This is a genomic window from Sediminimonas qiaohouensis DSM 21189, assembly GCF_000423645.1.
Lineage (GTDB): Bacteria > Pseudomonadota > Alphaproteobacteria > Rhodobacterales > Rhodobacteraceae > Sediminimonas > Sediminimonas qiaohouensis.
Window position 1 is genome coordinate 110,317 of sequence record NZ_AUIJ01000002.1, and the last position, 23,105, is coordinate 133,421.

20 protein-coding genes and 1 tRNA gene are annotated in these 23,105 nt (G+C 65.0%); 15 read left to right on the plus strand and 6 right to left on the minus strand.

Annotation, left to right across the window (positions count from 1 at the left end; translation table 11 throughout):
• Positions 1-60 precede the first annotated feature (60 nt).
• Together G568_RS0102825 and G568_RS0102830 are read right to left on the minus strand one after the other, a co-directional pair.
• A complete protein-coding gene (locus tag G568_RS0102825; protein ID WP_084627314.1) occupies positions 61-3,057 on the minus strand; it encodes a Hint domain-containing protein in 2,997 nt (998 codons plus the stop codon).
• Between the two features lie 711 nt (positions 3,058-3,768).
• Positions 3,769-4,644: a sigma-70 family RNA polymerase sigma factor gene (locus G568_RS0102830; RefSeq protein ID WP_169576933.1), complete on the minus strand. Its 876-nt coding sequence runs from the start codon at positions 4,642-4,644 to the stop codon at positions 3,769-3,771.
• Between the two features lie 112 nt (positions 4,645-4,756).
• Between G568_RS0102830 and G568_RS0102835 the strand changes: the two genes are divergently transcribed.
• The 3 genes from G568_RS0102835 to G568_RS18055 are packed head-to-tail and all read left to right on the plus strand — an operon-like array spanning position 4,757 to position 7,794.
• A complete protein-coding gene (locus G568_RS0102835) occupies positions 4,757-5,365 on the plus strand; it encodes a MarR family winged helix-turn-helix transcriptional regulator (RefSeq protein WP_026756627.1) in 609 nt (202 codons plus the stop codon).
• A gap of 4 nt (positions 5,366-5,369) precedes the next feature.
• Positions 5,370-6,569 carry a P-loop NTPase gene (locus G568_RS0102840; RefSeq protein ID WP_051202635.1) on the plus strand — a complete coding sequence of 400 codons (1,200 nt, stop codon included), beginning with the start codon at positions 5,370-5,372 and terminating at the stop codon, positions 6,567-6,569.
• Positions 6,562-7,794 (plus strand): iron-sulfur cluster biogenesis protein NfuA, encoded by a 1,233-nt coding sequence (locus tag G568_RS18055; RefSeq protein WP_051202639.1) that lies wholly within the window; start codon positions 6,562-6,564, stop codon positions 7,792-7,794. The genes G568_RS0102840 and G568_RS18055 overlap by 8 nt, the downstream gene beginning before the upstream one ends.
• An 84-nt stretch (positions 7,795-7,878) precedes the next feature.
• On the opposite strand, the gene G568_RS0102850 is transcribed toward G568_RS18055, so the two are convergent.
• Positions 7,879-7,964, minus strand: a tRNA-Leu gene (locus G568_RS0102850).
• 138 nt (positions 7,965-8,102) lie between these two features.
• On the opposite strand from G568_RS0102850, the gene G568_RS0102855 reads away from it, so the two are divergent.
• Entirely contained in the window at positions 8,103-8,681 is a 579-nt protein-coding gene (locus tag G568_RS0102855) for a YqaA family protein (RefSeq protein WP_026756629.1), read from the plus strand.
• Entirely contained in the window at positions 8,678-9,151 is a 474-nt protein-coding gene (locus G568_RS0102860) for a disulfide bond formation protein B (protein ID WP_026756630.1), read from the plus strand. The genes G568_RS0102855 and G568_RS0102860 overlap by 4 nt, the downstream gene beginning before the upstream one ends.
• Here G568_RS0102860 and G568_RS0102865 read toward each other — a convergent pair whose 3' ends face one another.
• A complete protein-coding gene (locus tag G568_RS0102865) occupies positions 9,152-9,580 on the minus strand; it encodes an Lrp/AsnC family transcriptional regulator (RefSeq protein ID WP_026756631.1) in 429 nt (142 codons plus the stop codon).
• A 117-nt stretch (positions 9,581-9,697) separates the two neighbouring features.
• On the opposite strand from G568_RS0102865, the gene rocF reads away from it, so the two are divergent.
• Positions 9,698-10,624 carry an arginase gene (rocF, locus tag G568_RS0102870; protein WP_026756632.1) on the plus strand — a complete coding sequence of 309 codons (927 nt, stop codon included), beginning with the start codon at positions 9,698-9,700 and terminating at the stop codon, positions 10,622-10,624.
• A gap of 76 nt (positions 10,625-10,700) precedes the next feature.
• Positions 10,701-11,750, plus strand: a complete 1,050-nt coding sequence (locus G568_RS0102875) for an ornithine cyclodeaminase (protein WP_026756633.1) — start codon at positions 10,701-10,703, stop codon at positions 11,748-11,750.
• 3 nt (positions 11,751-11,753) lie between these two features.
• Here G568_RS0102875 and G568_RS0102880 read toward each other — a convergent pair whose 3' ends face one another.
• Positions 11,754-12,239, minus strand: a complete 486-nt coding sequence (locus tag G568_RS0102880) for an Rrf2 family transcriptional regulator (protein WP_026756634.1) — start codon at positions 12,237-12,239, stop codon at positions 11,754-11,756.
• 186 nt (positions 12,240-12,425) lie between these two features.
• Between G568_RS0102880 and G568_RS0102885 the strand changes: the two genes are divergently transcribed.
• The 8 genes from G568_RS0102885 to G568_RS0102920 all read left to right on the plus strand — a co-directional run bounded on the left by G568_RS0102885 (position 12,426) and on the right by G568_RS0102920 (position 21,516).
• Positions 12,426-12,791 (plus strand): DUF2946 family protein, encoded by a 366-nt coding sequence (locus tag G568_RS0102885; protein ID WP_026756635.1) that lies wholly within the window; start codon positions 12,426-12,428, stop codon positions 12,789-12,791.
• Positions 12,792-12,854: 63 nt separating this feature from the next.
• Positions 12,855-15,044 (plus strand): 4Fe-4S binding protein, encoded by a 2,190-nt coding sequence (locus G568_RS0102890; protein ID WP_157084267.1) that lies wholly within the window; start codon positions 12,855-12,857, stop codon positions 15,042-15,044.
• Positions 15,037-16,986: a TAT-dependent nitrous-oxide reductase gene (nosZ, locus tag G568_RS0102895; RefSeq protein WP_026756637.1), complete on the plus strand. Its 1,950-nt coding sequence runs from the start codon at positions 15,037-15,039 to the stop codon at positions 16,984-16,986. The genes G568_RS0102890 and nosZ overlap by 8 nt, the downstream gene beginning before the upstream one ends.
• 3 nt (positions 16,987-16,989) lie before the next feature.
• Positions 16,990-18,300, plus strand: coding sequence for a nitrous oxide reductase family maturation protein NosD (locus G568_RS18060; protein WP_037373553.1), 1,311 nt, complete (start codon positions 16,990-16,992; stop codon positions 18,298-18,300).
• Position 18,301: 1 nt separating this feature from the next.
• On the plus strand, positions 18,302-19,198 hold the full coding sequence (locus G568_RS0102905; protein WP_026756638.1) for an ABC transporter ATP-binding protein: 897 nt from the start codon (positions 18,302-18,304) through the stop codon (positions 19,196-19,198).
• Positions 19,195-20,016 carry an ABC transporter permease gene (locus G568_RS0102910; RefSeq protein ID WP_026756639.1) on the plus strand — a complete coding sequence of 274 codons (822 nt, stop codon included), beginning with the start codon at positions 19,195-19,197 and terminating at the stop codon, positions 20,014-20,016. The genes G568_RS0102905 and G568_RS0102910 overlap by 4 nt, the downstream gene beginning before the upstream one ends.
• Positions 20,013-20,594 (plus strand): nitrous oxide reductase accessory protein NosL, encoded by a 582-nt coding sequence (locus tag G568_RS0102915; RefSeq protein WP_026756640.1) that lies wholly within the window; start codon positions 20,013-20,015, stop codon positions 20,592-20,594. The genes G568_RS0102910 and G568_RS0102915 overlap by 4 nt, the downstream gene beginning before the upstream one ends.
• Positions 20,587-21,516 carry an FAD:protein FMN transferase gene (locus G568_RS0102920; RefSeq protein ID WP_037373604.1) on the plus strand — a complete coding sequence of 310 codons (930 nt, stop codon included), beginning with the start codon at positions 20,587-20,589 and terminating at the stop codon, positions 21,514-21,516. Before G568_RS0102915 ends, G568_RS0102920 begins: the two co-directional genes overlap by 8 nt.
• 78 nt (positions 21,517-21,594) lie before the next feature.
• Here G568_RS0102920 and G568_RS0102925 read toward each other — a convergent pair whose 3' ends face one another.
• The gene (locus G568_RS0102925) at positions 21,595-22,989 is read right to left on the minus strand and encodes a cytochrome P450 (RefSeq protein ID WP_051202640.1); all 1,395 of its coding nucleotides are present in this window, start codon (positions 22,987-22,989) and stop codon (positions 21,595-21,597) included.
• Positions 22,990-23,105: the final 116 nt, after the last annotated feature.

The following is a 23,105-nucleotide window of genomic DNA, read 5'->3' on the forward strand; positions in this document are numbered from 1 at the left end:
CCGCAGGCGGGAACCTGCGGCCTTGATCCTTGCGAGGGCCTTGCGCGGCCCCTGCCCCGGTTACTTGACCAGTAGCTTGGCCTCGTGCTTTTTCAGCGACCGGCGCGCGGCACGGTAGTCGCGGATACCTGCGTCGTTCGCGAGGTCCGGGAACAGTTCGAGTATCTCGTCGCGTTGCGCATCGCCAACACCCTTGAGCGACAGATCCCCGGGCTGGAAGCTTTCGGTCCAGGCCCCGTTGGACAGCACCACTTCGTGGTGGTCGAACATGAAGTGGATGTAGCTGGTGCTGAGAACATCGACCTCGTGGATGCCGTCGCTGCCGACCAGGTGCTTGGCTGCGGCCAGCACCTCGCGCTCCTCGAAGAACAGCGCCGAGCGGTCGCTGTTGATCAGCAGCCGGTGATTGGGGCTGACCATCATGTCGCGCTCGGGCAGGCCATTGCCAAGCGCGCCGCTCTTGATCAGCACCGGCTTGAGGTGCGGCAGGCGCGCCATTTCCACACCGCTGAGCGGTTTGGTCCCGATCCAGCGGATTTCCTGCAACCCGTTGTCGCGGGTGATGACGCGATCGCCCACTTTCAGGTCTTCGACCAGCCGCTCGCCCTGCGGCGTCGCGATGGCGGTGCCGGGGGTGAAGCAGGGAATGACGTTCTCGATTTCCTCGAAGGTGGCGGAACCTGTCAGGATGCCGTCGCCGTCAAAGAAGTTGACTGTGCCATTCTCGGGGTTCGGGTCGTAGACCACGCTAAGCGAGCCACCCGCCGGGGCCGAGCCCGTCAGGTCAAGCGTATCGTAGTCATGCCCGCCCGAGCCGCCATCGATATGGTCGCCCGCCGTGGCCCCGAGGAAGGTATCGCGGTCATCGCCGCCCGAAAGCGCGTCTGCCCCGTCACCGCCGGTGATCGTGTCATCGCCATGGCCGCCGGTGACGGTGTCGTCGCCGGTGCCGCCATCGACAGTATCGTCATCGATCCCTGCGTCGATCACGTCGTTGCCGGCGCCGCCGGTGATCGTGTCATCGTCATCCTGACCATAGATGGTATCGTTGCCATCGCCGCCATCGATAAGGTCGCGGCCATTGTCGGGCACCAGGTCGACGTCATCCGGGATGTTCAGGCTATCGGGGTAGATCGGATCAAGCCCGCCATAGATCAGGTCATCGCCGGTTCCGCCCTCGATCGTGTCGGAGCCTTCGCCGCCGATGATCGTATCATGGCCCGCATCGCCGGAAATCTGGTCGGCGTCGATGCCGCCATCGATATGGTCGTCGCCGGCGCCGCCGCTAATGGTGTCGGCATCGTCGCCGGTGGTGATCGTATCGTTGCCATCGCCGCCTTCGACAGAGTCGCGGTCATTGTCGGGGTCGGGGTCGGCCGGGAACAGGCCGGGATAACCCAGATCGGGCAGCGGGTCGCTCGACGCAGGCGCGCCGGTGTCGATCACGTCGTTGCCATCGCCGCCATAGACCACGTCGCTGCCATCGCCGCCGATCAGGGTGTCATCGCCGGTCGTGCCGCCGCCAAGCTCCCCACCGTCCGCGTCAAAGAAGATGTCCGAAATGTTCACCTGGCTGGCGCCGTCGCCTACGTTCACGTGATCGATCTCGATCCGCGAAACGGGGCCTGCGATATCGACCAGCACAGCGTTGTCGCCATCGGTCGGCGGGCCGTTGTCGGAACCGGTGGCGGTTTCATCACCCGCCACGCTGTCCTCATCGCTCAGGATCAGGTCGGCGCCCGCTGTCAGGTTGACCGAGATCTGGTTGCCGTCCGCATCGTAGGCGCGCACCGCGACCTGTCCGAGGTTGCCGTCGATGTCGGAAACGGTGAACTGCGCGTTGGTGACTGCCTCGGAGAAATCGAAGCTATATGTCGCATCACCGTTGCCGTTGTTGTCGTAGGAGCGCAGCGAAGAGCGGTCATTGACGGTCTCGTCGCCGCCATCGATCCCGTCTACGTTGATATACGCGGTGTCATAGTCGCTATCGACGCGCGAGGTATCCGCAGCTTGCAGCGTGGCGGTAACCGTGACGGTGCCGGTGTCCTGAACGAGGGTCTTGCCGTCCAGGTCGTCGCCGTCGCCAATGCTGAAATCCGGGCAATCGGGATCATCCAAGCCGCTCCAGTTGAACGACTCGCGAGAGGTTTCCGTCGTGTCGCCGCCGGCGCCAGCCAGGTCACCGTCGCCGTGAATCACGTCGTCCCCGGCGCCGCCCTCGACGTAGTCGCTGCCGCCCCCGGCATACACCTCGTCGTCGCCCGCGCCGGCCTTGACCGTATCGTCGCCGTCGCCGGCCAGAACGATGTCATCATCGGGCCCTTCGCCCGGCAAAACCGCGTCGCCCGCGTCGATCATGTCGCCATCGGGATCGCCGGTATAAGTGGCATCGATCAGGTCACCTGAGTTGGTGCCCTCGACATAGCCGTCTGGCTCGTCGGGCGCCTCCATCGTTTCAAAATGCACGTCGGTGAGCGAGATCTGCTGATCCGTCTCTTCGCCGTTGGCATACTGAATCTCGATCTTGGCCACCGGCCCGGCGATATCGACCTGAACCGACCCAAACGGATCATCGGAATCGAGAGATCCGAAATCCATGACTTCGCCGGTAAGGGTGTTTCCGTCAATGCTCTGGCCACCCGAGGTCGTGAAAGAAACGTCAACGGCGTTTCCGTCCGCATCATAAGCCAGAACGGTCACGATATCGGTGTGGTTATCTTCGTAAGTGCCGCGATCTATGTCGTTTATGCGGAACGAGACGTTGCTAACCTCGTCGGCATAGGCGCTATCGGTCGAAGAGAAGCTGAGCGTCGTGGTCGACGTGGCATCCACGCCGCCCTCGCCACCGGCGCCGTAGAGGGCCAATGATGAGTTCGTATCGTACGGATCGCCCCATGCGGTGTATTGGCTCGTGTCATCCGTCGTTGCGGTTGCGCCCTCGTCCTGGGCCTCAAAATCCAGCGTCACGGAAACACCGCCCGTGTCCACCGTTTCGCCGCCATTCAGGCTACTTCCGTAGGACCCGAACAGCGACCAGTCCAATATCAAGTTCGCCATCTATATTCACCCCTCTCAAAGTCCCCGCTGCACCATGAGGTACGCCGGGACCCTGGTGCGCGCGCAGTGGCGCAGCACCCAAAATGCGTTCAGCACTTGTTGGCAAGGAAGATCAGGGTAGCAGACCGATGGCGCGAAACCGCGCCTAAACCTTTATAGTTTCACCACCACGCACAGCAGCACCGACTACCCCCGCCACCTTTCGGCAACAAGCGATTTCAGTGGCCGCCCCCTTGGCCAAACAGACAAAGCCCCCCAGTGGGCTAAGAGGATTTATAGTCGAATGACTTAACGTATTAAAGAAATGATTTTGCCACGCGGGCGCCTTATTCATGACAAATTCCTTAATTGGTCATTTGTTTACCATGTGTTGTCCCGTTCCGGGAAACAGTCCCGGCCAACAGACGAGCCTTCGCGATCCACGTCAGCCTTGGTTATACAGGGCGCCACGGCAATCACGCAGAAGGTCGATGTCGAACGCGTCGCAATATTTGCCACGTATCCGCAACAATCAGAAAGATCGCATTTTACGTTGATTCTGCGGCGCGCCGGGCGCGTTTGTTGCGTGATGGGAATTAGTTTCCACAGGCTGGGGGAATAATCTCCAATATCGGATCAACGCACCATGCGAATCAACGCAATAGCCTTCGACCTGAACAAGCAATCAAGAGCGGACGACGAGATGTCGCACCACACCCATGCCACTCTCGGTCAGAAGGGGCGCTCTTGCATGGTATAGGCTTCTGACAGTCCGGCACGAAGGCGGTCCAGCGCCCGTTCGCGCAACTGCCTGATCCGCTCTTTCGACAGGTCAAAGCGCACAGCGAGAGATTCCAGCGTCTTGGGCGGGTCCGCAAGATGCGTGGCGATCACGATTTCACGCTCACGCGCGGGCAAGCGATCAAGCTGCTTGGCCAGCAGGTCGTAAAATTGCCGCCGGTCAAGCTTGCGGGCCACCTGCCCTTCGACATCGCTGTCGTCATCAGGCAGCAGTGCAATCGCCTCATCGCCATCCTCGCCCACTGCGGGACGGTTGAGGGAAATATCGTTGCCTGCGAATTGCTGGCGCAGCCGGTCCAGCGCCGACAGGTTGACGCCAAGCGTCTCGGCGATCCGGCGCTCGGCCTCGGGGCCGCCTTCGCCGGGGGCTGAGGCCTCTTGGTCAAGCCGGCCCAGATTGGCGAACACCTTGCGCGCGCGGGAAGAATTGCCGCGCCGCACGATCGACCAGTTGGCCATGCGGTAGTCCTGCAACTCGGCCCTGATCCACCACGCCGCGTAGGTGGAAAAGCGATAGCCGAGGTCGGGTTCGAACCGATCGGCGGCCTTGAGCAGGCCTATGTAGGCGTGCTGCACCAACTCGGGGTCGACGCCCCCCTCGCCGCCCGAATGCCGCCGCGCCATCGACACGGCCAGCGGCGAGAAGGCTGTGACCAGGGTATTGCGCGCCTCAACCGAGCCATCCTCGCGCCAGGCGCGGGCAAGCTGCTCTTCGCGCTCGCGGGTCAACATCCCCTTGCGGCGTTGGCTCGTACCATTGGCGGGGCGGGCCGTGGCAGTGTCGTCTTGTCGCAGTGGCTTGTTCATGGTCGCTCGCAGGTGTTTGATGGCCATTCATAGACCATATTGATTTCGACTCGAAACTATTTTCATTCTAACCCCATTGTCAAACTGATTTCGAAACGCTACCAATTACGTCATGTCAAACCGCAACGCCCGCATTGATGAAATCGCTGAGCTGATGGTTCACATCGGCCGCTCGGCACGGGGCGAGGATGCAGGCGCAGAACTGACAGCGGCCCAATGGACGGGCCTGCGATTCTTCGCCCGGGCCAACAGCGCGTCGCGCACACCATCGGCATTCGCCAGCTTTCAGGCGACGACGCGCGGCACGGCCTCGCAAACGATCAAGTCGCTGGAGGCCAAGGGTTTGCTGGCGCGCCGCCGATCCGAGCATGACCGGCGCAGCGTGGTGTTCGCGATCACCCAGGCCGGGCGCGAGATGTTGTGCAACGACCCGCTGCGTCATTTGATGGCGGCGCTGGAGCGGCTGCCGTCCGAGGCCTGTGAAACCCTGTCTTTGTCGCTCTCCCAAGTCGCCGCCGACTTGGCCACGCTACGCGGGTGCCGGGCGTTCGGCACCTGTGAGGGGTGCAGCCATTATGCGGCTGACGGCGGCAGCAAAGGCGGGTATTGCGCCTGCGTGGCCGCGGATCTGGCCCCTGACGACATCGGACGGCTTTGCGCGAATTTCGACCAGAGGCACGACACCCTTCCGGTGCCGCCCCTCAAGACCAAACGGAGTTGAACACGTGAGCAGCACGACCCCACAATCCGATAGCGACCAGGCCGGGCATCTGGCGCACCTGGGCCGCATGATCGCAATCAGCAGCGGCAAGGGCGGTGTGGGGAAATCCACCGTCGCCGCCAACATGGCGGTCACGCTGGCGCGGCAGGGCCTGCGTGTGGGGGTTGTCGATGCGGACCTCTACGGCCCGTCGATCCCCGGCATGTTGGGCATTCCCGGCGACACGCCCCCGGCGATGTCGCCCGAACGCAAGGTGATCCCGGCCGAGGCGCATGGCGTCAAGGTGATCTCGATGGCGATGCTGTCGGGCGATGACAAGCCCGCGGTCCTGCGCGGGCCGATGGTGACCAAGTACCTGCAGATGTTCATCACGCAGGTGGAGTGGGGCGAGCTGGATTTCCTGCTGCTGGACCTGCCGCCGGGCACGGGGGATATCCAGTTGACCCTGGCGCAGGCATTTCCCCTTACCGGGGCGATCGTGGTCAGCACGCCGCAGGATGTCAGCCTCAAGATCGCGCGACGCGGGTTGCGGATGCTGGAACAGGTGAGCGTACCGATCCTGGGCATCGTCGAGAACATGAGCGGCTTTACCTGCCCTTCCTGCGGCGAGGTTACGCATATCTTCCACCAGGGTGGCGGCGCGAAGATCGCCGAAAGCCTTGGCGTGCCGTTTCTTGGCGCGATCCCGCTGGACCCGGCAATCGTGGATAGCGGCGACAGCGGCGCGCCGCTGGTCACCAGCGCCCCGCAGAGCCCCGCCGCGCAGGCCTATGACGCCATCGCCACCGCCCTGACTGGGGCGGCGGATCAGGGGGGCGGACTGCGGGTGCCGTTCGATTGGCACATTGGCGACGGAACCGGCAAACCCGCCGCCGCCAGCCCCGCACCCGGCGGTGCGCCGGACCGGCCCGTGGCGTTGGATTACCGCGCAGAGGGCCTGCGCATCGGGTGGCAGGACGGCACCGAGCAGGTCATATCGGCGCGCGATCTGCGCCTGTCGTGCCGCTGCGCCGCCTGCCGCGACGAAATGAGCGGCGCGGCGCTGCTGAACCCGGAGACGGTATCGCTGGATATCGTGCCCACGCGGATCTGGAGTGTCGGCAACTACGCCATCGGCATCGCGTTCAGCGACGGGCACAGCTCGGGCATCTACACGTTCACCGCGCTGCGCGCGCTGGAAACGCCAGAGGCTGAAGATGTCTGAGACCTCGAAACACGCCCGCCGCATCCGCGCCCAGGCCTCGCCGCGCGATCCGCTGACCATGCGGTTCATTCTGGATGAACCGGTGCAGGCGGGGTGCAGCGTCAGCCATGACAGCCTTGATGCGGCCACTGCCCCCCTGCCCCGCGCCCTGTTCGCGGTGGACGGTGTCGATAAGCTGCACGTCGCCGGAGAAACCGTGACGGTGACGCGCAAGGCGGATGCGGATTGGCAGGCCCTGAAGCCGCGGATCGCCGCGGCGATCCGGCAGGTTCTGGATGCCACCGACGCGCCGCTTGGGGATGACGCGGGCGCCCCCGAGGCGGCGCAGGCAGGCGACACCGCCCTACTGAATGCGGCGCGCCATATCCTTGATCAGCAGGCCAACCCGGCCATCGCCAGCCATGGCGGGCACGTCACGGCCGAGCGCGCCGAGAACGGAGTGATCTACCTGCGCATGTCGGGTGGCTGCCAGGGCTGCGCGGCCTCGGCGGCGACGCTGCGCAACGGGATCGAGACGATGCTGCGCAACGCCTTGCCCGAGATCCGCGATATCGTCGACGTGACCGACCACGCGGCGGGCGACAACCCGTTCTACAGCGAAACGCCGGGGCAAAGCCCGGTCCTCAACCGCCCGATACCACCAGGCGCGATCGTGTGGGAGGACGGGCAATTCATGATCGACCCGGATTACCTTGCGCCGCGCCTTGGGCTGGACGCGGAGGGCCTGCGCGAGGGGTTGCGCAAGGGCACGGTGGTCAGCCATTCCGAAAGCGGCGTCGGCGCGGACGCCGGACAAACGCGCATCACCATCCGCAGCGCACAGCGCGCCTGGGCTGCAGAGGTGGCACCAGACGGCGCCGCGCGCGAGGTGCCGCCGCCGCGCGGCCCCGCCCCGACCCCGGCTTTGGCCGACAAGCTGCGCCAGTATCTTGAGACGCTGGCGCCGCGTGATCTGCCGATCACCTACGGCAAGCTGGCACGCGCCATGGGCATGTATGCCCCCGGATCGGTGCGCAAGGTGACGCGCGCACTTGAGGAAACCATGCGCGAGGACGCCGCGGCCGGACGCCCCTTTGTCGCAGCGCGCGTAGTCGGGCGCGGCACCCCTGCGCGCCCCGGTCAGGGGTTCTTTGACCTCGCGCGCGAGCTGGGCCGCGGCCCGGGGAACAACCAGACCGAAGACGCCTATTTCACGCAGGAATTCCAGGCCAGTACGGCGGTGTGATCGCAGCCATACCCCATCGGAAACGAAGACGGCTGTCTTTGCCCGCCCCGACCGGAGTAATACTCAACACTTGTGAAATCTGGCTGGTGCCCAAGGCGAGACTCGAACTCGCACGGTATTGCTACCGGGGGATTTTGAATCCCCTGCGTCTACCATTCCGCCACTTGGGCCCGGCGCCTGATTAGCGCCCCAAGGCGGCGCCGTCCAGTTGAAATTCGATCCCTGGCTGTCCGCGTGATTTCGCTTTGCCCCGGGCTGGCGGAACGCTACACCTGCGCGGACCGAAACACAGCAACCGGAGGCGTGGGATGATCCGCCCGCTCTATGATTGGACGATCAGACAGGCCTATCACCCGCGCGCCCTCTGGGTGCTGGCATTCGTCAGCTTCATCGAGGCGTCGGTGTTCCCAATCCCGCCCGATGTGCTTATGATCCCGATGATCCTGGCGCGGCCATCGCGGGCGTGGCTCATCGCGGGCGTGGCCTTGGCGGCGTCGGTTCTGGGCGGGCTCGTAGGCTACGGCATCGGCGCGCTGTTCTATGAGCAGATCGGACAGCCGATCCTGGCGACAATGGGCAAAGAGGCGGCGATGGCCGAGTTCAACACCCGTTTCAACGAGATGGGCGTTTGGGTTGTTCTTACCGCGGGCGTGACCCCCTTTCCTTTCAAGGTGATCACCATCATGTCAGGCTGGACCGGGATGAACCTGGCGACGTTCATCGCCTCGGCGCTCATAGCGCGGGGGCTGCGGTTCTTCGTGGTCGCGGCGCTTTTGTGGAAATTCGGAGCACCGATTCGCGCGTTTATCGAGCGGCGGCTTGGCCTTCTCTTTACCCTGTTCGTGATTGCCCTGGTGGGCGGCTTCATATTGGTGAGGTACCTATGACACTGACGCACAAACACCTGATCGCAATTGCCGCCGGTGGCTCGGCGGCGCTGCTGCTGGGGGCGTTCGCGTTCCAGCACCTGGGCGGATTGGCACCTTGCAAGCTGTGTCTGTGGCAGCGCTGGCCGCATGGCGCGGCCGCCGCGATTGGCGTTTTGGCGCTGTTGTGGGCACCGGGGGCGGCAATGCTGGCATGGGCCGGGGCAACGGCAGCGGCGGCAACGGGTGCCATCGGCGCCTACCACACCGGGGTCGAGCGCGGCTGGTGGGAAGGACCGGACACCTGCACATCCGGCCCCGTCGGAGGGCAATCGTCCGATGATCTCTTTAACCAGATCATGAGCGCGCCATTGGTGCGCTGCGACGAAGTTCCATGGGAGATGTTCGGCCTGTCGATGGCAAGCTGGAACGCGATCATCGCCTTTGCGCTGGCTTTGATCTGGATCGCGGCGGCCCGGCGCGCGCCCTGATCAGCGGCCCGAGATGCGCGTCGCCAGCAGCAGGCTGGTCTCGCTCGTCGCCACGCCGTCCAGCCGCCGAATACCGGCCAGCGCCCGGTCGAGTTCTTCAAGCGACTGCGTGCCCAGCTCGACAATCAAATCCCAGCGGCCATTGGTGGTGTGCACGCGGCGCACCTCGGGCATGCCCGAGAGTTGCCGCATAATCCGTTCGGCGCCGCGCCCCTCGACCCCGATCATCATCAGCCCGCGCACCGGGTCCTGCGTCACGTCGCCCTTAAGGACTACGCTGAAGCCCACGATATCGCCCTGTCGCTGCAGCTTTTCGATGCGACTGCGCACGGTGGTGCGCGACACGCCCAACTCCTCGGAAAGGGCCGAGAGCGAGGCGCGCGCATCATGGCGCAGCGCCCGGATCAGGCTTTGGTCAGTGCTATCCATTTCGGCACATTTTCCCTGCGGTTTGCAAAAATCTCATGCATATTGCGCAAAATATGTCCTTAAATCTACCCCGTTTCGAGCGCCATAAATGGCCTGACCTGAATTCGGAGGCCTTTCATGCTCTCAAAGACATGCGTTTTGATCGGCGCGCCGGTGGATAGCGGAACGCGGCGTCCCGGTTGTTTGATGGGGCCCGACGCCCTGCGCACGGCCGGGCTTGCGGATGCGCTGACCGGGTTGGGGCACGACGTGCACGACCGGGGCAATGTCGCCCCCGGCCCGTTCACCCCGGACCCAACGGATCACGCCGTACATGCCCGCGCGGAAACCGCCGCCTGGACCGACGCATTGACACGCGCGGCACGCGACGCGGCTCGCCAGGGCATGGCGATCTTCATGGGCGGCGATCACAGCCTGTCACTGGGCACGGTGGCCGGCGTGGCCGCCAATGCGCAGGATATCGGGCGCCCCCAATTCGTACTATGGCTTGATGCCCACGCCGATTTCCACACCCCGCTCAGTTCGACCTCGGGCAACCTGCATGGAACCCCGCTGGCCTATGTCACGGGATGCCCCGGCTTTGACGGATTCGCGCCGCCCCCTGCCCCGGTACCAGCCGAAAACGTCTGTATCCTCGGGCTGCGCTCGGTCGACGGGCCAGAACGCGCGGCGTTGGCCAATAGCGCTATCAGCGCCCATGACATGCGCGAGATCGACGAAGGCGGCATTGCGCGTCCACTCGGCGCGTTCCTCGATCGGGTCGCGCGTGCAGGCGGGCTACTGCATGTCTCGCTCGACGTGGATTTTCTCGATCCGTCCTTCGCCCCGGCGGTCGGAACCACGGTGCCCGGTGGCGCAACCATGCGCGAGGCGCATCTCGTGATGGAAATGATCAACGACAGCGGGCTGATGACTTCGCTGGACCTGGTCGAGCTGAACCCCTTCCTGGATGAACGCGGGCGCACCGCGCAGGTGATGGTCGACCTGGCCGCGTCCGGCATGGGCAGGCGGGTCTTCGATCGCCCCACGCGCGCCTATCCCTGAGTTCATCTTGCCCGAAATACTCCCGCCGGAGGCTCCTGCCCCATCCACCGGCGCCCCGTTTTGAAAGGACCGCATAATGGCTTCAACATCCCCCTCCGCCAAGGCGCTTGTACCGTTCGTCAGTGTCGATCACATGATGGGCCTTGTTCACCATCTTGGCGTGCCCGTCGCACTTCGCCAAATTGCCGAGTATATCGAGGCCGATTTCAAGCGCTGGCAATTGTTCGACAAAACCCCGCGCGTGGCATCGCATTCGGCCGAGGGCGTGATCGAGCTTATGCCCACGTCGGACGGCGAGGTATATGGTTTCAAATACGTCAACGGCCACCCCAGGAACACGCGCGACGGGTTGCAAACCGTCACCGCCTTCGGGTTGCTGGCTGATGTGAACACGGGTTACCCGGTGTTGATGTCTGAAATGACGTTGCTGACCGCTTTGCGCACGGCCGCCACTTCGGCGCTGGTGGGCAAGTACCTCGCCCCCCGGGGCGCGCGCACTATGGCGATGATCGGCAACGGCACCCAATCGGAATTCCAGTGCCTGGCATTTCAGGCGCTGTGCGGGATCGATAGCGTGCGCTTGTTCGATATCGACGCGGGCGCCACGCGCAAGGCGGCACACAACCTGTCTGGCAGCGGCCTTGAGGTGGTCACCTGCACCTCGGCCGAAGAGGCGATCGAGGGCGCGCAGATCATCACCACCTGCACCGCGGACAAGCAATACGCCACCATCCTGACCGACAACATGGTCGGTAGCGGCGTGCATATCAACGCCATCGGCGGGGACTGCCCCGGCAAGACCGAACTGGCGCCGGCGATCCTGCATCGCAGCTCGATCTTCGTGGAATACCCGGAACAGACCCGGATCGAGGGCGAGATACAACAACTTGCCGCCGATCACCCGGTGATCGAGCTGTGGCAGGTGATCTCGGGGCAGGCCGAGGGCCGGCGGCGTCCCGACGAGGTGACGCTTTTCGACAGCGTCGGATTCGCCACCGAGGATTTCAGCGCATTGCGCTTTGTCCGCGACGCGATCGTCGGTACGCCCTATTCGCAACCACTGGACCTTCTGGCCGATCCGGACGATCCGCGAGATTTGTATGGAATGCTGATGCGCGCGGTCTGAGCGTCACTCCGCCGCGGGCACCGGCGGCACGCGCGGCCCGCGCAGGGGTTGCTGCGGTGCTTCGGGCGCCATGCCGCCAAGAAGATCATCCTGCAGCATCGCATCCTCCAACGTAATGGCGTCGAACACCGCAAGGAATGCCGCCAGCGCCTTGTTGCCCACGCTGGCCAATCGGCACCCGCATGAAACACGGCAGGTGTTCCCCGGCAGGTAGCATTCGAAAAGGCCGAAATCGGGCTCGGTCGATCGAATCACGGCGCCTATGTTTATCGTGCTCGCCGGCCGCGCCAGCGCGATTCCACCACCTCGCCCGCGCGTCCCCGTCAGATACCCCTCACGGGACAGATGCAGCACCACTTTTTTCACGTGGGCACGCGAAATATTGAAGGTCTGCGCGGCGTCGTCGATGGTCAGGCGTGCGCCCTCGTCCCTGTTGGCAGCCAGAAGCAACAGGCGCAGCGCATAATCGGTGAACTTGGTCAAACGCACCTTTTTCGGCCTTTCGGATATGTGCAACGGAATATTTCCCTTACGGCACCCAATGTCCAGCCCTCGGGACAATCAGACGCAGCCAGGACGCCAAATGCAGATCATCGGCAAGCATCCTCATAAAAGGGATATTTTGTTTGACCTATATCAAGGAAGTGGACACCGTGGAGGCGTAGGTCAGGCGCCATGAACGATACGAGTCCACATCCCATCTACGCACTGCTGCTCGCACTGTGCCTGGTCACGGTCAGCGTGGCCGAGGTGATGGCGCGCACCTCGATGGCAGTTGCCGACGAGGGCAGCACCCGGTTGGTGATTTGCGGCGCGCATGGTGCCGAGGTGATCGAGCTGCCCGGCGTCCCCCGGGATCACGCCGATTGCGATCTATGTCCGGCCTGTCACATGGCCACACCGACGCTCCAGGACGACCTGCCGCGCGTTTCCGCGCCTGATGGCATCGTGCGCCTTCGTCAGATTTTCCGTCCAGTTTCACAAACTACGCCCCGCCGCGTCGCGATGCGGCGGGCCCGTGCCCCACCGAAAGCCAGCTGATACATGACCCTTGCCCGCCCCTTCCCAAGTCTGGTTCGCCGCCTGATCATTGCATCGCTTGCCATGTTTGCCATGCTGCTTGGGGCGTTCAGCGCCGCCAGCGTGGCCCGCGCCCAAGGCAAGTCGCCGGTGTTGGAGAAGTTCCTGCCAGAGGTCCCCGCGGGCGATTTGGTGTCCGGGGCCGACGGATACGGGGCGATCCGGGAGGATCAGCCCGTCGCCCCCGTCCTGAAGGATGGCGAACGCGTCGGCTGGGCCTTTGTCACATCGGATTTCGTTGGCACCACCGGCTATTCGGGCAAGCCGATTCACACGATGGTGGCCGTCGACGAGGATGCCACGGTGATGGGGGTGCGGCTGGTCAAGCACTCGGAACCAATCGTTCTGATCGGCATACCCGACAGCAAGATCAAGGCGATGGCCGCCGATTATGTCGGGCTCGACCTGTTGGCCGAGGCCGAATCGGGCGGCACCAGCCACGAGTTGAACATCATTTCGGGCGCAACCGTCACGGTCATGGTGATCGACGATTCGATCGTGCGCTCGGGGCTCAAGGTGGCGCGTGCGCTCGGGCTGGGCGGGCTGGAGCCGGTCAAGGCCCCCACCGGCCCCCGCTATGAGTTGAACCCCGAGGCGCAGGCCGCGCCGGACTGGTTCACGCTGGAGGGCGATGGCACGCTGAAGCGGCTGTCGCTGGATGTCGGGCAGGTCAATGCCGCGTTCGAAGAAATGGACGATCCGCGCGCCGCTGAACGCCCGATCGAAGAGCCGCCCGAGACGACATTCATCGAGATGCAGGTGGCGCTGGTATCGGCACCGCCGGTTGGCCGGGCCCTTCTGGGCGAGGCAGAGCACGAGAACCTGCGCAGTTGGCTGAATGAAGGCGATCACGCGATCATGGTCGCCGGCCGCGGGATGTATTCGTTCAAGGGGTCCGGCTATGTGCGCGGCGGCATCTTTGACCGGATCGTTCTGATCCAGGACGACATCTCGGTCCGCTTCCGCGACCGGATGCACCGCCGCCTGGGAGACATCGCCGCCGAGGGCGCGCCGGAATACCGCGAAACTGACCTGTTCAAGATCCCTGCCGATACCGGGTTCGACCCGGCCAAGCCGTTCCGCCTGCAACTGCTGGTGCAGCGCGACGTGGCCGCGATCGAGCGGGTCTTCACCACCTTCGAGCTAAGCTACCGCTTGCCGGGCAAGTACCTGCGCGAAGTGCCGCGCCCCGGTGCCGAGCCCGCCCCCGCAGGCAGCGCTCAGGCCAAGGCCGATCAAGACGAGAAGGCCGCGCAATCCGCCCTGTGGAAGCGCATCTGGCGCGACAAGACGCCCGAGGTGATCGGCGTGGCGGCGATGCTTCTGGTGCTGACGGCGGCGTTCTTCTTCCAGACGTTCCTGACCCGGTCCGAGCGGCTGACCTTCTGGTTCCGCATGTCGTTTCTGACCGTGACGCTGGTCTTTCTGGGTTGGTACGCCAACGCGCAGCTGTCGGTCGTCAACCTGATGGCATTGTTCGGTGCCCTGACGTCCGACTTTAGCTGGCAGGCCTTCCTGCTGGACCCGCTGACGTTTATCCTGTGGTTCTCGGTCGCGGCGGCGCTTATTTTCTGGGGGCGCGGGGCCTATTGCGGATGGCTGTGCCCGTTCGGCGCCCTGCAAGAGCTGACCAACCAGATCGCGCGCTATTTCAAGGTGCCGCAATGGACCCTGCCCTGGGGCCTGCATGAGCGGCTCTGGCCCCTCAAATACATGATTTTCCTCGGGTTGTTCGGTGTCTCACTGGCCTCGATCGAGCAGGCCGAGGCATTGGCAGAAGTCGAGCCGTTCAAGACCGCGATCATCCTGAAGTTCATTCGCGCATGGCCGTTCGTGGCCTACGCGGCGGCGCTGCTGATCGCAGGGCTGTTCGTCGAGAGGTTCTTTTGCCGCTACCTGTGCCCGCTTGGCGCGGCGCTGGCGATCCCGGCACGACTGCGGATGTTCGACTGGCTCAAAAGGTACCGCGAATGCGGCAACCCCTGCCAGACATGCGCCCATGAATGCCCGGTTCAGGCGATCCACCCCACGGGCGAGATCAACCCCAACGAATGCATCAACTGCATGCACTGCCAGGTTCTCTATCAATCCAAGGAGAAGTGCCCGGTCGTGATTAAGAAACTCAAGCGCCGCGCAAACGCCTCGCAAGGGGCGGCGACGCTGGAGCGCAGCCTATCCAATCACCCCAACCTGAAGGAGACACAGAATGTCTGATCAAGATAAGAAACACGGCATCACCCGCCGCGGCCTGCTGGGCGCGACGGCCAGTGGCGCGGCCCTGCTGGGCGGCGCAGGCGGCGCGCGTCTGGCGATGCTGGGCGGCGCGGCAGGCGTGGCCACCGCGGCCAGCACCACACCGGCCAGCGCGGCAACCGACGCGGTGACGCTCGCGCCGGGCGAGTTGGACGACTACTACGGCTTCTGGTCGTCGGGACAGACCGGCGAGCTGCGCATCATGGGCTTTCCGTCCATGCGCGAGCTGATGCGCGTTCCGGTTTTCAACCGCTGCTCTGCCACCGGCTGGGGGCAGACCAACGAAAGCCTCAAGATCATCAAGGACGGCATGTCCGAGCAAACCCGCGACTTTTTGGCCGCCAACGGCAAGGAAGTGCACGACAACGGCGATTTGCACCACCCGCACATGTCGTTCACCGACGGCACCTATGACGGGCGCTACCTGTTCATGAACGACAAGGCCAACACGCGCGTGGCACGCGTGCGCTGCGACGTGATGAAGTGCGACAAGATCACCGAGATCCCCAATGCCAAGGCGATCCACGGCCTGCGTCCGCAGAAGTTCCCGCGCACCGGCTACGTGTTTGCCAATGGCGAGGACGAAGTGCCGATGGTCAACGATGGCAGCGTTCTGGATGATCCGTCGCAATACGTGAACTTCTTCAGCGCCATCGACGGCGACACGATGGAAGTGGCATGGCAGGTTATGGTGTCGGGCAACCTCGACAACACCGACTGCGACTACCAGGGCAAATATGCCTTCTCGACCTCGTACAACTCGGAAATGGGCATGAACCTGGCCGAGATGACCGAGAACGAGCTGGATCACGTTGTCATCTTCAATATTGCCGAGATCGAAAAGGGTGTCGCGAACGGGGATGTTCAAATGCTCAACGGCGTGCCCGTGATCGACGGGCGCAAGGGCCAGAACAAGAAATACACCCGCTACGTGCCCATCCCCAACAGCCCGCACGGCATCAACACCGCGCCCGACATGAAGCACGTCTGCGTGGCCGGCAAGCTGTCGCCAACGGTGTCGGTTCTGGACGTGCGCAAGTTCGACGCGCTGTTCGAAGACGATAGCATCGATCCGCGCTCGGCCGTGGTGGCAGAGCCCGAACTGGGCCTCGGTCCGCTTCACACCGCGTTTGACGGCAAGGGCTATGCCTACACCACGCTGTTCCTCGACAGCCAAATGGTGAAGTGGCACATCGAAGACGCCGTGCGCCTGTATAACGGCGAGGACGTTGATCCGATCGTGTCGAAAGTGGATGTGCATTACCAGCCGGGCCACAACCACACCACCATGGGCGAAACCAAGGAGGCCGACGGTAATTGGCTGATTTCGCTCAACAAGTTCTCGAAGGACCGGTTCCTGAACGTGGGGCCGCTCAAGCCCGAGAACGAGCAGATCATCGACATCTCCAGCGATGACATGAAGGTGGTACACGACGGCCCGACCTTTGCCGAACCGCATGACGTGATCCTGGTGCGGCGCGACATCGTCAACCCCGTCAACGTGTGGGACCGCAACGATCCGATGTGGGCCGAGACGCGCAAACAGGCCGAGGCCGACGGCGTGGATATCGACGACTACATGGACACGGTAATCCGCGACGGCAACAAGGTGCGCGTCTACATGTCCAGCCAGGCGCCGATGTTCTCGCTCGAAAGCTTCGAGGTGAACCAGGGCGACGAGGTGACGGTCGTCATCACCAACCTTGACGACATCGACGACCTGACCCACGGCTTTACCCTCAACAACCATGGTGTCGCCATGGAAGTAGGGCCGCAGGCGACGTCGTCGGTCACCTTCACGGCTGCCAAGCCCGGGGTGTACTGGTACTATTGCCAGTGGTTCTGCCACGCGCTGCACATGGAGATGCGCGGCCGGATGCTGGTCAAGCCAAAGGCGTCCTGATCAATGCTGCACCGTCTGATCCCGTTTGCCCTGACCCTGCTGCTGGCCGCGTTGCCGGTTTGGGCGGCTGAGCGTCCCGTGCAGGCGGGCGGCGGTGCCTTGCAACGTGCCATCGCCGGGGCCGACCCCGGCGATGTGCTGCTTCTTGCGCCGGGCCGTCACGATGGCCCGGTGACCCTGTCGAACCCCATCACCCTGGACGGAAACGGCAAAGCCGTGATCGAGGGCGGCGGCGACGGCTCGGTCATTACCGTGACGGGGCCCGACATTACCGTGCGCGGGCTGGAGATTTCAGGATCCGGCAGCGATCATCAAACCATCGATTCCGGTGTCCAACTGACCAAGACCGCCCGCCGCGCCGTGATCGAGGATAACCGCATTTTGGGCAATCTCTATGGCGTCGATATCCACGGCGCCAACGACAGCATCGTGCGCGGCAACACCATCGTGGGCCGGCGCGACCACCGCATGAATGACCGCGGCAACGGCGTCTATGTCTGGAACGCGCCGGGTGCCAAGGTGATCGGCAACGATATCCGCTATGGGCGCGACGGCATTTTCGTCAACACCTCGCGGCGCAACCTGTTTCGCGGCAACCTTTTTCGCGACCTGCGTTTCGCTGTGCACTACATGTATGCCAACGACTCCGAGGTGTCCGACAATATCTCGATCGGAAATCACCTTGGCTATGCCCTGATGTTCTCAACCGGGATCACCGCGACCGGCAACATGTCGCTGGGGGATCGTGATCATGGCATCATGCTCAACTATGCCAATGACGTGGACCTACACGGCAACCTGGTGCGCGGCGGGGCCGAGAAATGCACCTTTATCTACAACGCGCATCGCAACCTGATCGCGCGGAACCGTTTTGAGGGGTGCGACATCGGCATCCATTTCACCGCCGGGTCCGAGCGCAACGCGCTGACCGGGAACGCCTTTATGGGCAACCGCACGCAAGTGAAATACGTCGGCACGACGGACGTGGAATGGAGCCTTGAGGGCACCGGCAACTACTGGTCCGATCACACCGCGTTCGATCTGGACGGTGACGGGATCGCCGACAGCCCGTTTCGCCCCAATGACCTGATGGATCACATCCTGTGGTCACAGCCTGCCGCCGCGCTACTTCTGGGCGCGCCGGCGGTGCAGTTGATCCGCTGGTCGCAAGCCAGCTTTCCCGCCACGCTACCCGGCGGGGTGGTGGACAGCCACCCATTGACCCGGCCGGTAACGATCCCGGTCCCCCCCGATATCGCCGCGATGGAGGCCGAACGTGCTGACAAGTGGCGCAAGGACGAGCGAGACGAGTGACATGACCCAGAGCCTTGAGATAAACGAGCTGACAAAGACATACGGCGCCGTTCATGCGCTCGACAAGGTGTCACTGTCGGTCGCGCCGGGCGAACGCGTTGCCCTGCTCGGCCACAACGGCGCGGGAAAATCGACGCTGATGAAGATCATCCTGGGGCTTATCCCGCACGACACCGGCACCGTCACGGTTACCGGCACAACGCCCGGATCGGTGGCAGCGCGTGGCGCCACGGCCTACCTGCCCGAAAACGTGGCCTTTCACCCGGCCCTGACCGGGTTGGAGCAGATCCGCCACTACCTGCGCCTGCGCGGCGAGCGCACCGATCACGCGATGGACCTGCTGGCGCGGGTCGGGCTGGCGGACGCGGCCAAGCGCCGGATCGGCACCTATTCCAAGGGCATGCGGCAGCGTGTCGGCCTGGCACAAGCCCTGATCGGCAAGCCCCGCCTTCTGGTTCTGGACGAGCCGACCAGCGGCCTTGATCCCGTCTCGCGCCGCGACTTCTACGCGCTTCTGGATGGGCTGGCGGCCGAGGGCGCGGCGATCCTGCTGTCCAGCCACGCCCTGACCGAGGTAGAGGCCCGCACCGACCGGCTGGTGATCCTGTCGGCGGGCGTGGTGGTGACGCAAGGCGCGCTGTCTGATCTGCGCCGGCAGGCCGATTTGCCGGTGACGGTACATGTCACCGCCCGCAGCGGCGGCAAGGAGCGCCTGGCCGAGGCCCTCCCGCAGGGCCGGATGAACGGCACCGGCGTGAACCTGCGCTGCGCGCAAAGCGACAAGATGGCAACGCTGGCCCGTGTGTCCGAGCTTGGGCCGCTGGTCACCGATATCGACGTACAGCCGCCCAGTCTTGAGGACATTTACAGCCATTTCAGCCGGAGGGACGGGCAATGAAACGTATACTGGCCACGGCGGCGACCGAGTTTCGCATCGCCCTGCGCAATCGCTGGGTCACGATCGCGGTGGCAATGATGGCCCTGTTCGCCATGGTCCTGTCGGCGGCCGGATCGGCCCCGACCGGGGCGCTTGGCGCCGACCGGCTGTCGGTGACGGTGGCCAGCCTGACCTCGCTGGCGGTTTACCTGGTGCCGCTGGTGGCGCTGCTGATGTCGTTCGACGGCGTCGCCGGCGAGGTCGAGCGCGGCACCCTGCCCCTGCTGCTGACCTATCCCGTGACGCGGGGCGAGGTGCTGATTGGCAAGCTGCTGGCCCATCTTTGCGTGCTGACGCTGGCGGTCGGAGTTGGCTATGCCATCGCTGCGGTGGCCGCCGTGGCGGTGGATGCCCGCGCCGTGCAGGGGGTGCCGGCGTTGTGGCGGCTTTTATGGTCCTCGGTGCTTCTGGGTGCGGCGTTCCTGTGCCTTGGCTATGCGCTGTCGTCGCTGTCGCGCCGGCCTGCGGGCGCGGCGGGGCTGGCGATCGGGCTATGGCTGATCATGATCGTGCTCTACGACTTGGGGCTTCTGGCGGCGCTGGTGGCCGATGGCGGCGGCTGGTTCACGACGCAGGTGTTTCCATGGCTGTTGCTGGCCAACCCGGCCGATGCCTTCCGCCTGTTCAACCTTGCCGCCTCCGAGGCGACAGCCGCCGCCGCCGGTATCGGCGGGGCCGCCAACGCGGTGCCCGCGTGGCAGGCACTTGCCTCGGTCGTGATCTGGCCCGCGCTGGCCCTTGCCCTTGCCATCGCCGCGTTTCGAAAGGTCACGCCATGATCCGCCCCATGATCGCCCTTGCGTTCCTGGCCCTGACTGCCTGCAAGCAGGAGGCCCAGGAAACGCCCAACCCCGTCACGCTCAGCGCCGCGTCGGTTGGCCATTACTGCCAGATGAACATGCTGGAGCACCCCGGCCCCAAGGCGCAGGTGCACCTTGAAGGGTTGCCGGATGCGCCATTGTTCTTCAGCCAGGTGCGCGATGCCATCGCCTATCAGCGCATGCCCGAGCAAAGCCATGCCATCACCGCGATCTTCGTCAGTGACATGGGCAAGGCGCCAAGCTGGGAGGCGCCGGGGCGGGACAACTGGATCGCCGCGACCGAGGCGCACTACGTCGTCGGCTCGAACAAAAAGGGCGGCATGGGCGCGCCCGAACTGGTGCCTTTCGCCAGCCGACAAGGCGCCGAGCAGTTCGCCGCGCGCCATGGCGGGCACGTGTCGCTGCTATCCGATATCCCCGACGCGGCGGCGCTGGCCCCGGTGGCGGCAAACGATCCCGCCCCGGAAAACCCGGACGAGGCGCAGCAAGGCTATGCCGAACGGCTACGCGCCCTATCGCGCGGCGCCGATGACTGAGGGATCCTCGCCGATCCACCGGCGCGCGGTGCTGCTTGGCGCCGCCGCCCTTGCATCCATGCCCGGTGCGGCCCTGACATCGCCCGCCCTGCGAACATGGCGCGGCACCGCCATGGGAGCCGGCGCGCGGATCACCTTGGCCCACCCCGACGCGGACGCCCTGATCGCGCGCGCCCGGGCCGAGATCGACCGGCTGGAGGATATCTTCAGCCTCTATCGCGCGGGCTCGGCGCTGTCGCGTCTCAACCGCGCGGGGGAGCTGATTGCGCCGCCATTTGAGCTGCTGGAATGCCTGTCGCTATGCGCTCGCGTTCATACCGCTAGCGGCGGGCGGTTCGATCCCAGCATACAACCACTTTGGTCCCTCTATGCGGAGACCCACAGCGCTGGCAACACGCCCACTCGCGCGCAGATCGACGCCGCCCTCGCGCGCGTCGGCTGGAACGGGGTGCGCTATGACAGCGGCGCGGTGCGGCTGCGGCCCGGCATGGCGCTGACCCTGAACGGCGTGGCGCAGGGATACGCCGCCGACCGTGTTGCAGCGCTCTTGCGGGACGCGGGGGTGGAACAGGCCCTGATCGACACCGGCGAGATCCGTGCGATGGACGCCCCCGAGGGACGAGACGGCTGGCCCGTGACGGTCAAGGACGGCCCCGAGATAATCCTCGGGAATCGCGGTTTGGCCACCTCTTCGCCGCTTGGCACGGTGTTCGACACCGGCGGAGCCGTCGGCCATATCCTCAGCCCGCAAACCGGACTGCCGGTCACCGTCCGCTGGCGCACCATCAGCATCAGCGCCCCCCGCGCGGCCGTGGCCGACGCCTTGTCCACCGCAGGCGCGATGATGCCGGACCAGGCGTCACTTGACGCGCTGATCGCGAAATTCCGGGGCGCGCGGATCGAGGCGGCGCAGGCGGCATAAGCCCTGCAGACATCGCGCAGGGGGCTTCATCTTGTCCAAAATACTCCCGCCGGAGGCGCCCTTCCCCTCGGCCAGCCCTCAACGCGGGCGCAGGCGCAGGCGGATGCCGTCGCGGGCGCGCACCGTCAGCTGCGCCTGCGGCACCGGCGCATCGCCCTCGATCCGCTCAAAACGGAACGCCCGCACCAGCATCGACAGCAGCAGCGGCCCCTCGGCCATCGCGAATCCGGCGCCCGGGCAGACGCGCGGGCCGGAGGAGAACGGGATGTAAGCCTCGCGCAGGCACTTCTTTCCGTTCTCGGTGGCGAAACGGGCGGGGTCGAACTCATCCGGCCGATCCCACAGGCGGGTGTGGCGGTGCAGGTGCCAGGGGCTGACGATCACCTGCGCGCCGGGACAGACATCGCGGCCGCGGAACTGCTCGGATTTCACGGCCTCGCGGACATACATCGGCACCGGCGGGTAAAGGCGCATCGTCTCGCGGAACACGGCGCGGGCCTGGGGCAGCTTCGACAGGGTCGAGAAATAGATGCGATCGGGGTCGATGGCTGCCTGCGCCTCCTCCGCCAGCCGCTCCTGCCAGTCGGGGTAGAGCGCCAGCAGGTAAAGCGCCCATGCCAGCGCCGAGGCCGAGGTTTCGTGCCCGGCCAGGAAGAAGATCGCGACCTGGTCGGCCATCTCGGCGGTGTCGAACGTCTCGCCCGTCTCGGGGTCCGGGGTTGTCATGATCTTGGTGGCCAAATCGTCGGGCGCGGTGCCCGCTTCTAGCGCGGCGGCGCGGTCGGCTGTCAGCCGGGTGATGGCCGTGCGGATCGTGCGGGCGGTGGCCCGGGTGCGGCGGGAATGGAGCCGCGGCACCCACGCGGGCAGCGGCAGCAGCGCCCCGATATTGAGCAGCGGCTGCGCCTTTTGATGGGCACGGAAGGCGGCGAAGACGCCGGCGGCGAGCTCGTGCTCGATCGGGATTGAGAAAAGCGTGCGAAAGATCACGTCGGCGGCGGCGTGGCTGGTCTCGGCCTCGATCTCAAGGGGGCGGCCGTCGGCGCGGGGGTTCAGGCGGGCGATCATCGCCTGCCCGGCGTCCCACATGGCCGGAAACGTGTCGCGCAGGCGCCCGCCCTCAAAAGCCGGGTCGATGATGCGGCGCTGGCGGGCCCAGGTGGTGCCGTTGGTGATGAAAACCGAGTTTCCCAGCAGAGGCGTCAGCCCCTCGCGCAGGCGCCGGGACTTGGGAAAATCGCCCGGCCGGCGGCGCAGGACGAGGTCCACCAGGTCGGGATCGTTGCACATGTAAGAGCGAAAAAAGGGCGTCCGAAACTCTGCCATCCAGGCCCGGTAAAGACGGGCGGGCTGGGCCGAGAGAATGTCGCGGCGAAAGAGCCGGGCGTAGCGCCAGAGGGTCACTTTATCGGGCCGGGCGGCCGGTTTGGGCGGCAGGGGGCGCGGCGGCGGCGTGGGGGTGTCGTCGGGCATCGAAAGGATCCTGTGAGGGCGGGTGCGCCGCCGGGGCAGCATGCCCAGCCCCGGCCCGGCACGTCAAGCATGCGAAGGGGTGAAATGCGGGTGCCCCACTGTGGGGCGAATACGTG

Coding starts and splice junctions, on each gene's coding strand:
- nosZ (WP_026756637.1), top strand. CDS start 15,037: ATGTCTGATCAAGATAAGAAACACGGCATCACCCGCCGCGGCCTGCTG.
- G568_RS0102825 (WP_084627314.1), bottom strand. CDS start 3,057: ATGGCGAACTTGATATTGGACTGGTCGCTGTTCGGGTCCTACGGAAGT.
- G568_RS0102915 (WP_026756640.1), top strand. CDS start 20,013: ATGATCCGCCCCATGATCGCCCTTGCGTTCCTGGCCCTGACTGCCTGC.
- G568_RS18060 (WP_037373553.1), top strand. CDS start 16,990: ATGCTGCACCGTCTGATCCCGTTTGCCCTGACCCTGCTGCTGGCCGCG.
- G568_RS0102865 (WP_026756631.1), bottom strand. CDS start 9,580: ATGGATAGCACTGACCAAAGCCTGATCCGGGCGCTGCGCCATGATGCG.
- G568_RS0102860 (WP_026756630.1), top strand. CDS start 8,678: ATGACACTGACGCACAAACACCTGATCGCAATTGCCGCCGGTGGCTCG.
- G568_RS0102910 (WP_026756639.1), top strand. CDS start 19,195: ATGAAACGTATACTGGCCACGGCGGCGACCGAGTTTCGCATCGCCCTG.
- G568_RS0102875 (WP_026756633.1), top strand. CDS start 10,701: ATGGCTTCAACATCCCCCTCCGCCAAGGCGCTTGTACCGTTCGTCAGT.
- rocF (WP_026756632.1), top strand. CDS start 9,698: ATGCTCTCAAAGACATGCGTTTTGATCGGCGCGCCGGTGGATAGCGGA.
- G568_RS0102855 (WP_026756629.1), top strand. CDS start 8,103: ATGATCCGCCCGCTCTATGATTGGACGATCAGACAGGCCTATCACCCG.
- G568_RS0102830 (WP_169576933.1), bottom strand. CDS start 4,644: ATGAACAAGCCACTGCGACAAGACGACACTGCCACGGCCCGCCCCGCC.
- G568_RS0102835 (WP_026756627.1), top strand. CDS start 4,757: ATGTCAAACCGCAACGCCCGCATTGATGAAATCGCTGAGCTGATGGTT.
- G568_RS0102920 (WP_037373604.1), top strand. CDS start 20,587: ATGACTGAGGGATCCTCGCCGATCCACCGGCGCGCGGTGCTGCTTGGC.
- G568_RS18055 (WP_051202639.1), top strand. CDS start 6,562: ATGTCTGAGACCTCGAAACACGCCCGCCGCATCCGCGCCCAGGCCTCG.
- G568_RS0102905 (WP_026756638.1), top strand. CDS start 18,302: ATGACCCAGAGCCTTGAGATAAACGAGCTGACAAAGACATACGGCGCC.
- G568_RS0102925 (WP_051202640.1), bottom strand. CDS start 22,989: ATGCCCGACGACACCCCCACGCCGCCGCCGCGCCCCCTGCCGCCCAAA.
- G568_RS0102890 (WP_157084267.1), top strand. CDS start 12,855: ATGTTTGCCATGCTGCTTGGGGCGTTCAGCGCCGCCAGCGTGGCCCGC.
- G568_RS0102885 (WP_026756635.1), top strand. CDS start 12,426: ATGAACGATACGAGTCCACATCCCATCTACGCACTGCTGCTCGCACTG.